The organism is Streptomyces sp. NPDC046716, assembly GCF_040645755.1.
Classification (GTDB): domain Bacteria; phylum Actinomycetota; class Actinomycetes; order Streptomycetales; family Streptomycetaceae; genus Streptomyces.
In genome coordinates this window covers 15,755-29,129 of sequence record NZ_JBEYYU010000063.1, presented here as the reverse complement: position 1 = coordinate 29,129, position 13,375 = coordinate 15,755, and the positions used below count along the sequence as shown (strand labels likewise).

Annotated in this window: 9 protein-coding genes; 3 read left to right on the top strand and 6 right to left on the bottom strand. The window is 70.5% G+C overall.

What is annotated here, in order from left to right:
• Positions 1–23: 23 nt before the first annotated feature.
• The 3 genes from ABZ930_RS33815 to ABZ930_RS33805 all read right to left on the bottom strand — a co-directional run bounded on the left by ABZ930_RS33815 (position 24) and on the right by ABZ930_RS33805 (position 2,084).
• Positions 24–1,007 carry an aldo/keto reductase gene (locus ABZ930_RS33815; protein ID WP_361556630.1) on the bottom strand — a complete coding sequence of 328 codons (984 nt, stop codon included), beginning with the start codon at positions 1,005–1,007 and terminating at the stop codon, positions 24–26.
• 85 nt (positions 1,008–1,092) lie between these two features.
• Positions 1,093–1,599 carry a hypothetical protein gene (locus ABZ930_RS33810; RefSeq protein WP_361556628.1) on the bottom strand — a complete coding sequence of 169 codons (507 nt, stop codon included), beginning with the start codon at positions 1,597–1,599 and terminating at the stop codon, positions 1,093–1,095.
• On the bottom strand, positions 1,596–2,084 hold the full coding sequence (locus ABZ930_RS33805; RefSeq protein WP_361556626.1) for a hypothetical protein: 489 nt from the start codon (positions 2,082–2,084) through the stop codon (positions 1,596–1,598). The genes ABZ930_RS33810 and ABZ930_RS33805 overlap by 4 nt, the downstream gene beginning before the upstream one ends.
• Before the next feature lie 39 nt (positions 2,085–2,123).
• Here ABZ930_RS33805 and ABZ930_RS33800 point away from each other — a divergent pair, with 39 nt between their 5' ends.
• Positions 2,124–3,092, top strand: a complete 969-nt coding sequence (locus tag ABZ930_RS33800) for a YafY family protein (protein ID WP_361556623.1) — start codon at positions 2,124–2,126, stop codon at positions 3,090–3,092.
• A gap of 64 nt (positions 3,093–3,156) precedes the next feature.
• A complete protein-coding gene (locus tag ABZ930_RS33795; protein WP_361556620.1) occupies positions 3,157–5,022 on the top strand; it encodes a rhamnogalacturonan lyase in 1,866 nt (621 codons plus the stop codon).
• Positions 5,023–5,086: 64 nt separating this feature from the next.
• On the opposite strand, the gene ABZ930_RS33790 is transcribed toward ABZ930_RS33795, so the two are convergent.
• The 3 genes from ABZ930_RS33790 to ABZ930_RS33780 form a co-directional block, all read right to left on the bottom strand.
• Positions 5,087–5,881, bottom strand: a complete 795-nt coding sequence (locus tag ABZ930_RS33790; RefSeq protein ID WP_361556617.1) for a hypothetical protein — start codon at positions 5,879–5,881, stop codon at positions 5,087–5,089.
• A gap of 65 nt (positions 5,882–5,946) precedes the next feature.
• Positions 5,947–8,598: a cellulose binding domain-containing protein gene (locus ABZ930_RS33785; RefSeq protein WP_361556614.1), complete on the bottom strand. Its 2,652-nt coding sequence runs from the start codon at positions 8,596–8,598 to the stop codon at positions 5,947–5,949.
• Between the two features lie 109 nt (positions 8,599–8,707).
• Positions 8,708–11,611: a glycoside hydrolase family 48 protein gene (locus ABZ930_RS33780; protein WP_361556611.1), complete on the bottom strand. Its 2,904-nt coding sequence runs from the start codon at positions 11,609–11,611 to the stop codon at positions 8,708–8,710.
• 245 nt (positions 11,612–11,856) lie between these two features.
• On the opposite strand from ABZ930_RS33780, the gene ABZ930_RS33775 reads away from it, so the two are divergent.
• Positions 11,857–13,332, top strand: coding sequence for a cellulose binding domain-containing protein (locus ABZ930_RS33775; RefSeq protein WP_361556608.1), 1,476 nt, complete (start codon positions 11,857–11,859; stop codon positions 13,330–13,332).
• Positions 13,333–13,375: the final 43 nt, after the last annotated feature.

Here is a 13,375-nt window from a genome sequence, read left to right as displayed (position 1 = left end):
CGGGAGCGCCTGGTGGGCGGGGCTCAGGCCGCGTTCAGCCGCGCCCGCTCCTCCTCGGTCAGCTCCAGGTCCACCGCGCCCAGGCTCTCCTCCAGCTGCGCGACAGACGACGCGCCGACCAGCGGCACCGCCGGCACGTCGGCGCCCAGCATCCAGGCGAGGACGACCTGGTTGACCGTCGCGCCGGACGACTTGGCGACCTCGCGCAGCGCCGTGCGCCGGGCCTCCCGGCTGCCGTGGTCGTGGCCCGCGCCCAGCGGCTTGTCCTCCCGCACGTACGCGCCGGTCAGCAGCGGCGAATAGGCGACGAGCGTGAGATCCCGCTCCGCCCGCACCATGCTGAGCAGATTGCCGTCGGCGGTGGCGGACACCCCGTCCGGGGACAGCTCGCTGGGCAGGTCGGTGCGGTGCCGCAGATAGCTGTGCTGGTACTGCAGCACCTCGTACCCGGCCAGGCCCTCGGCGCGGGCGATCGCCCGCGCCCGCTCCACCTGCCAGGCCCAGTGGTTGGAGACCCCGAGCAGCCCGACCGTCCCCTCCTGCACGAGAGCGCCGAACTCCCGCACGGTCTCGGTGAGTTCGACCTTCGGGTCCGGGATGTGCGCGTACAGCAGATCGAGGCGCTCGACGCCGAGCCGCGCCCTGCTGCCCTCCACGGCCGAGCGGATCGCCGCCGCGGACAGCCCCTCAGGGTTGTCGATGTATCCGGTGCCCGGCGCCAGCGGAGCCGCGCCCAGCTTCGTGGCGATGACGATCTCGTCGCCAATGCCGCGGCTGCGCCGCCAGTTGCCGAGCAGCGTCTCGCTCTCGCCGCCGACCGTGCCGTCGACCCAGAACGCGTAGTTGTCGGACGTGTCGACGAACGTGCCGCCCGCCTCCACGTACCGGTCGAGAATCGCGAACGACGTCTTCTCGTCGGTGGCCGTGCCGAACAGCATGGCGCCGAGGCTGAACACGCTGACCTCGCGGCGGCGCGCCGGGTCGGCGCCGATCGTGCGGTACTTCATGGGAGATCCCCCCTGTCGGGCGGTCCGGTCGCTGGATGCGCGCCGGACCACGACAGGGAGTCAACGTCTTCAAGTGCACGCGAAGTCAAGCAAGTTCGACGGAATCCGCCTGCCCGGTGGCGCGCCGGGTGAAGTCCATCGACCAGTTCGACAGCCACGTCGCGCCCTCGTCCAGGGAGAACGCCTGCTCCCAGCGGGCCGTCGTCGCGCTGATCCCGGACCAGGTGAACCGTGCCCGCACCTCCTCCCCGTCGTGGGTGTCGTCGCCGGTGAACTCGCCGATGAGCGGACCGTGTTCGTCTCGCGTGAACCGTCCGGTCACGGGCGGGAAGAGGCGGCCCGTGCGGTCGGTCGACCAGTGCAGGGACCACAGCCGGGTCGCCGGATCGAACAGGCGCAGGGTGAGACCGGTCCAGCCCTGCGCGGGCACCGGCATCTCGTCGATGTTCGCCGCCCCGCCGAACAGCGGCCGGCACCTGCTCGTCGCGTCGAACTCCTCCCAGCCGCTGTCCGGGTCGAGGAAGGAGCGGCGCCGGCGGTGCGCGACATCCCATGCGCCGAAGAAGAAGTCGAAGTCGTGGGCGGTGCTCATGAGCGTCCTCCGGTGGTGCCCTCGGGCAGGCTGTCGTGCACGTAGGCGTCGAGCGCGGGCCGGTCGGGGGCCAGCATGTGCCGTACCCAGGCGTCCCGTTCGTGCAGGAGGGGCGGCAGCTCCCACACACAGCCGATCCACGGCCGTCGCGACGGTTCCGTCAGGACGAAGTGGGCCGGGTCGAGGTCCGGGCAATCGAGCGCCGGTTGCCCCGCGGCGGCGCCCCGGAAGTGCAGGACGTTGTCCCACACCCAGCTGTACGCGTTCAGGTACGCGCCGTCGTCGCCGCCCCGGTGCAGCACGACGAACGTGGCGGGCGGGGTGCCGTCCGGCTCCGGCAGCAGCGACGGCAGGATCGCGTACGCCGCCTTCTCGACATCGGGCTCGATGCCGCGCGGGTCGGTGGTCACGTGGTAGCGCTTGATGCGACGGCCCGCCACCTCGATGGGCGGAGGGACCGTCAGCAGCTTCTCCTCGAAGGTCATGGCGGGACGCTAAGGCCGCTTCACTGACATCCTGTGTCAGTGAAGTCCCGGCGTCTCGTCTCGATCCTGCTCCTGCTCCAGACGAGGGGGCTGATGACGGCCGCCCAGCTGGCCGCCGAACTGGAGGTCTCCGTCCGTACCGTCTACCGGGACGTCGAGGCGCTGCACGCGGCCGGGATCCCGCTGTACGGCGACTCCGGGCACGCGGGCGGCTACCGCCTGGTCGACGGCTACCGCACCCGGCTGACCGGCCTGACCGGCGAAGAGGCCGAGGCCCTCTTCCTCGCCGGGGCGCCGGGGCCCGCCGCCGACCTCGGGCTCGGACCGGTGCTCGCCGCCGCGCAGCTCAAGGTGCGGGCCGCGCTCCCCGCCGAGCTGCGGGCGCACGCCGACCGGATCAGCGCGCGCTTCCACCTGGACGCGCCCGGCTGGTACGCGCAGGAGGAGGCGACGGAGCATCTGCCGGCCGTGGCGTCCGCCGTGTGGGAGCGGCAGGTGCTGCGGGTCGTCTACCGCCGCTGGCGCGAACCCACGGAAGTGGAGCGGACGCTGGAGCCGTACGGGCTCGTCCTGAAGGCCGGCCGCTGGTACGTGGTGGCGTCCGCCGGAAGCGGCCCGCCGCGGACCTACCGCGTGGACCAGATCCTCGAACTCCACTCCACCGACAGGGAGTTCACGCCGCCCGATGACTTCGACCTGGCCGCGTACTGGACGGCGTACCAGGAGGACTTCCACCGGCGGCTGCACTCCGGCGAGGCCGTGGTGCGCCTGGCGCCCGGCGCGGCCGACCGCCTCACCGGCGCCGCCGCTCGGGCCGCCCGCACGACAGGTCGCACCGAGGGCGACGGCTGGACCCGTGCCGTGCTGCCCATCGAGTCGATCGCGCACGCCCACGACGAGTTCCTCCGGCTCGGCGCGGACATCGAGGTGGTCGAACCGGCCGAGCTGCGCGGGCGGATCGCGGCGACGGGGAAGAGGCTGGCCCAGCTGTACGCGAGCGGCAACTGATCTCCGTACAGCGGCGACTGACTGGGCGACAGCACCCGCACGTTCCTCCCCCAGGAGCCCACCTATGGCCCGCACCCACCGCAGACGCCCCCGCCTGCTGATCGCGACCGCCGCGGCCGCCGCCCTCGCCGCGGCCGGGATCACCTTCCTGCCCGGCGACGACGCCTCCGCCGCCACCGCGCGGCAGGCCGAGAAGCTGGACCGCGGACTGGTCAGCGTGCACACCGACGCCGGCAACCTGGTCAGCTGGCGCTGGCTCGGCACCGACCCCGACAGCGTGTCGTTCAACGTCTACCGGGCCGGTACGAAGGTGAACGCGACGCCGGTCACCGGCTCGACGAACTTCTTCCACTCCGGCGCCCCCAACTCCGCCGACTACACGGTCCGCGCGATCGTGAACGGCGTCGAGCAGGCCGACTCGGCGCACGCCGTCCAGTTCCGCACCGGCTACAAGGACGTCCCGATCACGCCACCGGCCGGCGGCACGACCCCCGACGGCGTCGCCTACACCTACGAGGCGAACGACGCCTCCGTGGGCGACCTCGACGGCGACGGCGTCCTGGAGTTCGTCCTCAAGTGGCAGCCCACGAACGCCAAGGACAACTCCCAGTCCGGCTACACCGGCAACACGATCGTCGACGCGGTGAAGCTCGACGGCACCCGGATGTGGCGGATCGACCTGGGCCGGAACATCCGCTCGGGCGCCCACTACACCCAGTTCCAGGTGTACGACTACGACGGCGACGGCAAGGCCGAGGTCGCCATGAAGTCGGCCGACGGCACGGTCGACGGCAAGGGCGCGGTTATCGGCAGCGCCTCCGCCGACCACCGCAATTCCAGCGGCTACGTCCTCTCCGGCCCCGAGTACCTGACGATGTTCAACGGGCAGACCGGCGCCGCGATGGGCTCCGTCGACTACGTCCCCGCGCGCGGCACCGTCTCCTCGTGGGGCGACTCGTACGGCAACCGCGTCGACCGCTTCCTCGCCGGCACGGCCTATCTGGACGGCTCCCGCCCCTCCCTCATCGAGGCCCGCGGCTACTACACGCGGACCGTGATCGCGGCCTGGGACTGGCGCGGCGGGCAGTTCACCCGTCGCTGGACCTTCGACACGAACTCCTCCACCAACTCCGGCAAGGGGTACGACGGTCAGGGCTCCCACAGTCTGTCCGTCGGCGACGTCGACGCGGACGGCAAGGACGAGATCGTCTACGGCGCGATGGCGGTCGACGACAACGGCAGCGGCCTGTGGACGACGAAGACCGGCCACGGCGACGCCCAGCACCTGGGCGACCTGGACCCGTCCTCGCCCGGACTCGAATACTTCAAGGTCTCGGAGTCCGCGTCGCAGCCGGCCGAGCTCTACATCGACCCGTCGAACGGCACGGTCAAGTGGAAGCTCGCCGCCTGCTGCGACAACGGGCGCGGTGTCGCGGGCGACATCTACGCGGGCAACGACGGCGCCGAGGTCTGGTCGGCGTCCGACACCTCCATCCGCGACGAGGCGGGCGCGACCAAGGGCCGCGAGCCGTCCTCCGTCAACTTCCTCTCCTGGTGGGACGGCGACACCACCCGTGAACTCCTCGACGGCACCCACATCGACAAGTACGGCACCTCGTCCGACACCCGCCTGCTGACCGCCTCGGGCGTCCACTCCAACAACTCCACGAAGGCCACCCCGTCGCTGTCCGGCGACATCCTCGGCGACTGGCGCGAGGAGGTCGTCTGGCCGACGACGGACAACACGGCCCTGCGCATCTACTCGACCCCGATCGAGACGAGCACCCGCATCACGACCCTGCTCCACGACACGATGTACCGCACGGGCCTGGCCTGGCAGAACACCGCCTACAACCAGCCTCCGCACCCGAGCTTCTTCATCGGCAACAAGATGCCGACGGCGCCGCGGCCGGTGATCACGACGCCGTGAGGCACCGGGCCGGGCAGGGCGCGGAGACCACCGGCCGTCGAAACGGCCGGTGGTCTCCGTGCCCTCACGCGTCGCCCTTGCGCGCCTCGGGTTCGTGGATCCGGTCCGCCCAGTCGCGGCCGAGCCGAGCGCCGAGGCCGCGCAGGGCGTCCTCGGTGCGGCCGTACGCGCTGAACATGAAGCCCCCGCTGCCGGGATCGAGGCACACGAGGGTGTCGGGACCGCCGAAGTACTCGGCGCGGGACGTCAGTTCGCGCCAGGGCAGCAGTCCCAGCGGCCGGAGAACCTCGCGCACCGCCGCCTCGGCCGGGCGGGAGATGCGGCTCTCGAAGGCGCCCCAGCCGAAGTGTGCGGGCAGCCGGGTGACGGCCAGCTGGAGGAAGAATTCCGAGACGGAGGGGCTCTGCAGCACCCAGCTCTCGTCGCCGTCCTCGTCCAGGGCGTCGACGACCACGGGCGGATCCGGCAGACCGGCGCGGGCCGCCGGATAGCCCCAGGTGTTGCCGTACTCGTACTCCGCCATGAAGACGCACACCCGCTGGTCCTCGTCCGCGCCGACGAACGGATTGCCGGGCGGCAGCGGGCCGTACTCGTCCGTGGGCGGCCACTCGTCCTCGGTCCAGTACAGCCGGGGCCGGTCGGCGAAGGAGTTGAACGGCAGGTCCCACCACTCCCGCAGCGCCGCCGGCACGGGAGACGCCGTGACCAGGTCGCCGGGCCTGGTCAGGGCGGGGCTGCCGGACGGCACATATCCCCACTCCTCCTGGAACCGGCGCAGCAGCTCCCAGCGGGCCGCCGTCCCCCCGGCGCGCGCCGCCTCCAGCCGGGTGTGGAAGTGGCCGTAGTCGATCTCCGTCATGCGCCGAGCCTAGGGGGCCCGCACCATCATCCGTGCGGGCCCCCAGGAGTCCGGCTCGGCCCACGTCAGGTCACCGCGCAGGTCTGCCCGTCCAGCGTGAACGCCGTAGGCTTCGCGTTCGCCGTCCCCGGGCGTGACCCCGTGAACCCGAACGCCGCCGAACTCCCGGCCGCCACCGTCCCGTTCCAGCTCGCGTTCTTGGCCGTCACCGTCGCGCCGGACTGGGTGTGCGACGCGTTCCACAGCTGGGAGACCTTCTGGCCGTCGGCGAACGACCAGGTGAGGGACCAGCCCGACCAGGGGGCCGTGCCCGTGTTGGTCAGGGTCACGTCCGCCTGGAAGCCGCCCGACCACTCGTTCGTCACCTTGTACGTGACCGCGCAGGCCGCCGTCGTGCCGGGCGGGCCGCCGCCGTCGCCGGGGACGTCGGCCGTGTCGCCGTAGACGACGCCCCGGCCGTTCGTCGACACGTACACCCGGCCATAGACGCGCGGGTCACCGGTGATCGCCGCGCCGGTCCAACCCCACTGGTGCGCGTCGTCGTTGACCCGCGTCCACGTGACGCCCGCGTCCGTCGAGCGGAAGATGCCGCGTACGCCGCCGATCTTCGCGCTCGCGTACAGCGTCTGGTAGGTCGCGCCGGGCGCGGCCTTGCCGAAGCCGATGGTGTCGGCCTGCTGCACGCCCGACAGCTTGGTGAACGTGGCGCCGCCGTCCGTCGAGTGCCACAGCCCGTACGCGCCCGACGCCGAGCCCCCGGCCAGCCAGATGTCCCCCTTGGTGCCCGGCACCGCCTTGAAACGGACCGGCCCGTCCGTCGGCAGCCCGCTCGACGCCTTCGCTGTGAAGGTCTTCCCGCCGTCCGAACTGGCATAGAAAGTGCCCGACTTGAAGGCGTAGAAGACCGAGGCGTCCGCGCGGTCCGACTCGACGACCGCGCCCGCCGGCACCCCGTCCGCCGCCGTCCACGACGCCCCCGTACCCGTCTGCACCCCCGCGCCGTCCGGGCTCCACACCAGCCGCCCGCCGTCCGCCGACACCGCGACCGTGCCGCCGCCGGTGACACCCGACGGATCGGTGCCGGCCGCGTACCAGTTGGCGCCGTTGTCCTGGGAGACGGCCACGTGCGCACCCGAGTCGACGTTCCCCGACCGCACCACCACGTCCGGCTTGCCCTCCGCGAAGTCCAGGCTCGTACTGGAGGTGAAGTTCGGGGAGGTGTACATCATCGACGGCACCTTGGTCAGGTCCGTGTGCCGGAAGCCGCCGATGTCACCGAGTGCGGACAGGAGCGGCGCGCCGGAGGGCGGCGAGACCAGATCGTTGACGGCCGTCTCCTCGAGCCCCTTGACCATGGGGGAGATCGTGAACGTACCGCCGCTGTCCCACTGGCCGAGGTCCTCGGTCCCGTAGACCGTCGCGCCCGTCCCGTACATCATCCGGTCCGAGTCGAACGGGTCGATCTCCAGCGCCTCCGTCATCCACCCCAGCTTCGGCGTCTGCTCGGGCGGGGACGGGTTCGCGCCCCACGTCAGCCAGGGCACCGACGACACGTCCATGGTGTAGCGGTTCGCGCGGTCGGGGTACGACGTGTAGTCCCACGCCTTCGTCCAGGTGCCGCCGCTGTCCGTGGAGCGGAAGATGAGCGTGTCCGGCCACCAGGAGCTGTACCCCGACACCATCACCGTGCCGGGGTGCTGCCGGTCGAGCGTGAGACCGCTGAAGCCGTAGTACGTGTCCGCCTCGGCGACGGGGCTGATGTCCTTCCACTCACCGGTCTTCGTCGCGTACCGCCACACCTGGCCCTTGCCGCCGTCGTAGGGCCCGCCCTTGTCGCTGTACGCGACGTACAGGTAGCCGTTCTCGGCGTCGAGGACGCTCTTGTGCGGGAGGTACCCGGTGGGCTGGCCGGCCACCCGCTCCCAGGTCGCGCCCGCGTCCGTCGAGCGGTAGACGGAGTTGTCCTGGTCGGCGACGCCGGCGTAGAGGGTCCTGGTGCGGTCCGAGCCCGTCGCCGACGACTCGTCGAACGTCACCCACACCACGCCCTGGTTGTCCGAGGCGTAGCCGGAGGTGTCCGACGGGTCCTGGCGGTACGTGCCCGGGTTGGGGAAGGACGCGACCTGCGACCAGGTCACCCCCGCGTCCGTCGACCGCCACAGGCCCTTGCCGCTGGGCGCGCCCAGGTAGAGGACCTTGTCGTCGTGCGGGTCGATCGCGAGCCGCTCGCCCATGCCGCGGCCCGGCATGTTGCCGCCGAGCTTGAAGGGCAGGTCCGTCTTCTTCCAGGTGGCGCCGCGGTCGGCCGAGCGCAGGACCGCGCCGTTGCCCGGATCCCAGTCGTTCGTGTACGTGCCGACGGCCGCGTACACCTTGTCCGGGTCGACGGAGTCGCTGGCGAGGGAGGCCACACCCGTGTGCCCCCAGTCGTCCCAGCCGACCGAGTCCAGGAGCGGGGTCCAGGACTTCGTGTCCTGGGTCCAGCGGTAGGCGCCGCCGATGTCCGTGCGGGCGTAGGCGAGGTTCTTCTCGGAGCGGTTGAAGACGATGCCGGGGACGAAGCCGCCGCCGTCGATGCGGGCGTTCTTCCAGGTGTAGGTGTCCGCGGCGAGACCGGCCCGCGGCTCGGCCGCAGTAGCTGCCTGAGTGCTCGTCAGCAGGCCTGCGGTGAGGGCGAGTACGGCGCTCAGGAGAAGACGTGTACGTGGTCGTGGCATGGAGGGTCCCGGGGGTGAGAGTGGGGAGAGGACGTGCGGTGGCCGGGCGGCCTCCGGGGAGGGAGGCCGCCCGGCTCCTCTGTGCACGGAGCCGCTGCCGGGCGGGGCGTTACTCGAGCAGCTCCGCGTACGAACCCATGGCGAGCGCGATGTCCGCCTGGGCCCAGAACCGGTGGTACGTGAACGTCGGTGCCGCGCCGCCGGCCAGATAGGCCTCGACCTTCGACCAGTTGGGGTCGTCCTGGTAGAAGGAGCGCAGCGAGGAGAAGGTCGACGAGGAGTTGATCGCATCGCCGTTCGGCATGGTGCCGGTCCAGCCGGACGGCACGTACACCGGGTCGTCGAACCGGCTGTAGTCGGCCCGCGTCTCGGGCACCGCGATGCCGAGCGCGTCCTGGTCGTGCTCCCACATGCCGTCGAGCAGCGCCTTCGCCGTCGACTTCGCCTCCGTGTCACCGGACCTGGCGGCGTAGTACGTCAGCGTCTTCGCGTACGCGGCCGCCACACCCACGTCGTTGGTGTAGTCGGCGACGGAGACGTGAAGTGACGCGTTCGCGCCGGGACTTGACGCGTTCCAGGTGTCGGGCTTGCCCGACCACGTGAGGGTGGAGGGGATCCGGAAGGTGCCGTCGGGGTTGACCGTCGTCTCGGACAGGGCCCAGTCGACCCACTTGTCCAGGACCGCCTTCGCGTCGGCGTCGCCCGACTGCTGGTAGTACTCGGCGACGCGCTCCATCGACCACGCCTGGAAGCCGAACCACTGGTTCGACGGCGGGTCGTGGTAGACCGGCGCCTCGTCGTAGTACATGCCGTAGAAGGTCGGCGTGCCGGACGGCGGCGTCGCGTACCGCCCCTGCCAGCTGTTCGTCGCACCACCGGCGATGGCGCCCTCGTCGGACTGCAGCCAGCGGTAGAACTCCAGCTGCCGGTCCAGCGACTTGGCCCAGTCCTGTTGCCCTGTCGCCGACTTGGGCTTCAGGTCGGCGGACGAGGAGAGGGCGTACGCGGCGAGCGGGTTCTGGTACCCGCCGTGCGTGTGGCTGGAGCCGATGCGCCAGGCCCAGCCCGCCGAGGTGTCGGTGGCGCCGCCCCACGCGTAGTACCAGGACAGCAGATAGTGCGAGGCGTCCTTGCCGGTGCCGGCCGGGCAGCTGCTCGCGCCGGCGCAGTCGCCCACCTTCTTGAAGTACTTGTCGTACATGGCGTAGCGCAGATAGTCGCCCATCTTCGCGGCCTTGCCGACGGTGGCCGACACCTCGGAGCTCTTGCCCTGCTCCTTGGCCCACACGTCCGCCCAGTACGCGGCCTGCACGGCACGCGCGTCGGCGTCCGGCGCGTTCGTGTACTTCCACTGCTTCGCGTACGAGGAGTCACCCGTGAAAAGGTCCAAGTACCCGTTCTTCCCGCCGTACTTGAAGGCGTCGCAGGTGGGCTGCGGAACCGTCTCCCACACCGACTCCTGCGCGCCGCGCTGGAAGGTGTTGATGTAGGACGGGCCGGTCGCCGTCGGGCCCGCCTCGCACTTTCCGGGCTCGTTGCCGAAGCCGTACGTGTTGTCGACGTCCTGGAGCCAGTGCATGCCGTAGACGTCGTCGGTGCCGTACGCGCTCTTCAGCTCGCCTGCGATCGGGTCCGTGCCGACGGGCACCGACGGGTCCAGCTTCGCCGGGTACTGCGACGGCAGATCCTCCTCCGGCGCGTACGTCGCGGGCTTGGACGCGTTGTAGAAGGAGTTCGTCGGCTGGTCCGCGTGCGTGGGGATCATGTACTTCTCCATGATCTCCCAGGCGCCGTTGAACTTGGACCAGTCGCCGCTGACCTTCCCGTACATGGCCTGGAGCCACAGCAGGTACGAGTACGCCTCGGAGGTCGTCTCATGGCCCTGGTCCGGCGCCTCGACGATCAGCGTCTCCACCGAGTGGTACGGGATGCCCTCCGGCGAGAAGTAGCCGTTCGCCGGGTCGGTGATCTTCCCGTAGAGGTCGAGGAAGCGCGTGTCGTACTCCGTGCCGGCCGCGAGCTGGGTGACCGTGACCGTCGCCTTGGCGTGCCCGGGCGCGCTGACCGTGAACGTGGCGGCGCCGGTACCGGAGGAGTCCGCCGCGACGGTCACCTTCTGCGCCGTGTCCCAGTTCGACGGCGTGAAGGTGAGGCTCGCGCCGGAGGAGACGGACAGGCCCGTGTTGCCGCCGGAGCGGGCCGTCGTGACGGTCGTGTTCGCCGCCGGTTTCGTGGACAGCTTCACGTCGAAGGTGCCGGACTTGCCCTGCTGGACGCCGAGTTGGGACGGCGTCGCCGTCACGGCGGGGCCCGCCGCGACCGTGATGCCGACCGGCGTCGACTCGCCGGACGCGCCCTGCCCGTCGTACGCCTTCGCGTAGAGCGAGTGCGTGCCGGCCGTCAGGGAGTCCGTGCCGAGCGCGTACGGGGACGTGGTGTCGGTGCCGAGCAGTGTCGTGTCGTCGTAGAACTCGACCTTGGCGATGTCCGCCCCGTCGGCCGCCGCCGCGGTTGCCGCGAGGGGCACCGTGTCACCGGCCGTGTAGACCGATCCGGCCTGGGGGCTGGTGAGCACCGTGACCGGTGGCTGATGGGCTCCGGCGCAGGTCGTGCCATTGATCGCGAAATTCGTGGGGGCTGAATTCGAGCCGCTGTACGTGAATTGCGCGCCGGTGCTCGCGGCGGCGCCCGCCGCGATCTTCCCGTTGTATCCGGCGTCCTTCACCGTGACGTTCCGGCCGGATTGCGACCAGGTGCCGTTCCAGCCATTGGTGAGTTTCTGGTCACCGGCGTAGGAGTAGGTGAGGGTCCAGCCGTCGATCGCCGCGGAACCGCGGTTCGTGATCGTCAGATCGGCCGTGAAGCCGGAGCCCCAGTCGTTGGTCTTGTAGTCGACGCTGCACTCAACTGCCGCTGCCTGAGCGGAGGTTGGGAGTGCTGCGAGGGTGGCGAGCGGTAGTGCGAGTGCCGCCGCGACAGCGGTCCATGGCCGCCGGGCCCGTCTCTTGGGCATGCCCTGGTCCTTCTCTTGGTGGGGGTGAACCTGTGAACCAGTGGGAGCGCTCCCAGGATGATGAGGAGTCAAATGGGGGTCAAGAGACTTGAAGAGTCGAATTAATTCGACAGTACTTTTCCGTAACGCCTCTGTTGCTTGACGGCAGTTCCTTCTCTACAGTCCACCCAGCAACCAGTGGGAGCGATTCCATCAGTCGACGCGCCGGCTTTCCGCCGTCGCGCCCGAGCTGCAAGGAGTCGCTCATGCGACACCCCCCGCGCTACGTGTCACTCTGGGCGTGCGCCGCACTAGCGGCGGCCGCGCTCGTTCCGCTGACCGGATCCGCGTCCGCGGCCGCACCCGCCTGCTCGGTGGAGTACTCCGTCACCTCGCAGTGGAACAGCGGCTTCCAGGGCGCCTTGAAGGTCATCAACAACGGTGCGGCGAAGGACAGTTGGAGCCTGTCCTTCGACTTCGCCGACGGACAGAAGGTCACCCAGGGCTGGAGTGCCAAATGGTCCCAGTCCGGCACGACGGTGACCGCGGCCAACGAGTCGTGGAACGGTGCGCTCGCCTCGGGCGGCAGCGTGTCGGCCGGATTCATCGGGTCGTGGTCGGGCGCCAACACGGTGCCCAAGGCCTTCAAGCTGAACGGCGTCACCTGCGACGAGGACATCACGGATCCGACCGATCCCACTGATCCCACGGACCCCGGTGACGGCACCGCCCCGGCCCTGAAGGCGTCGGGGAACAAGCTGGTCGACGCCACCAGCGGAGCCACCCGCCGGATCCTCGGCGTGAACCGCTCCGGCGGCGAGTTCATGTGCGTCCAGGGATACGGGATCTTCGACGGCCCCGTGGACGACGCGTCGGTGAAGGCCATCGCCGACTGGAAGGCGAACGCCGTCCGCATCCCGCTCAACGAGGAGTGCTGGCTCGGCCTCGACAACATCAAACCCGAGTACGGAGGTGCCAACTACCGAACCGCCGTCAAGGACCTGGTCACCAAGGTCAAGGCACACGGCATGACGCCGATCCTCGAACTGCACTGGTCCTACGGCCAGTACACCGGGAACTCGGCCGGCTGCTCCGACATCCACGCCACCTGCCAGAAGCCGATGCCGGACGCCCAGTACACGCCTGCCTTCTGGTCGTCGGTGGCCAGTGCCTACAAGGACGACCCGACGGTCGCCTTCGACCTGTTCAACGAGCCGTACCCGGACCGCGCCACCTCCACCCTGGACCAGGCATGGTCCTGCTGGAAGGACGGCGGCACCTGCCCCGGGATCGGCTACGAGGTCGCGGGCATGCAGGACCTCGTCGACGCCGTCCGCACGGCCGGAGCCGGCAACCTCATCCTGATCGGCGGCCTCGCCTACTCCAACGACCTGCGGCAGTGGCTCGCCCACAAGCCCACCGACCCGGCCGGCAATCTCGCCGCCGCCTACCACGTCTACAACTTCAACACCTGTGCCGGTGAGGCCTGCTGGGACGAGCAGCTCGCACCGGTGGCGGCCCAAGTGCCGCTGGTGGCGGGGGAGATCGGCGAGAACACCTGCTCCCACGCCTTCATCGACCGGGTCATGAAGTGGTTCGACGACCGCGAGCTGTCGTACCTCGGCTGGACCTGGAACACCTGGGACTGCGCCTCAGGGCCCTCACTGATCAGCGACTACGACGGCACACCGACCGCCTTCGGCGCCGGTCTGCGCGACCACCTGCAAGCCGTCAACGGCTGACCCGAGCCATCGACAGCCGAACCATGGGACAAGAAAGGGACAC

Excerpts from the sequence above, each read along its gene's own strand:
- ABZ930_RS33810 (WP_361556628.1), bottom strand. The coding sequence starts at position 1,599 with ATGAGCACCGCCCACGACTTCGACTTCTTCTTCGGCGCATGGGATGTC.
- ABZ930_RS33805 (WP_361556626.1), bottom strand. The coding sequence starts at position 2,084 with ATGACCTTCGAGGAGAAGCTGCTGACGGTCCCTCCGCCCATCGAGGTG.
- ABZ930_RS33795 (WP_361556620.1), top strand. The coding sequence starts at position 3,157 with ATGGCCCGCACCCACCGCAGACGCCCCCGCCTGCTGATCGCGACCGCC.
- ABZ930_RS33785 (WP_361556614.1), bottom strand. The coding sequence starts at position 8,598 with ATGCCACGACCACGTACACGTCTTCTCCTGAGCGCCGTACTCGCCCTC.
- ABZ930_RS33780 (WP_361556611.1), bottom strand. The coding sequence starts at position 11,611 with ATGCCCAAGAGACGGGCCCGGCGGCCATGGACCGCTGTCGCGGCGGCA.
- ABZ930_RS33790 (WP_361556617.1), bottom strand. The coding sequence starts at position 5,881 with ATGACGGAGATCGACTACGGCCACTTCCACACCCGGCTGGAGGCGGCG.
- ABZ930_RS33775 (WP_361556608.1), top strand. The coding sequence starts at position 11,857 with ATGCGACACCCCCCGCGCTACGTGTCACTCTGGGCGTGCGCCGCACTA.
- ABZ930_RS33815 (WP_361556630.1), bottom strand. The coding sequence starts at position 1,007 with ATGAAGTACCGCACGATCGGCGCCGACCCGGCGCGCCGCCGCGAGGTC.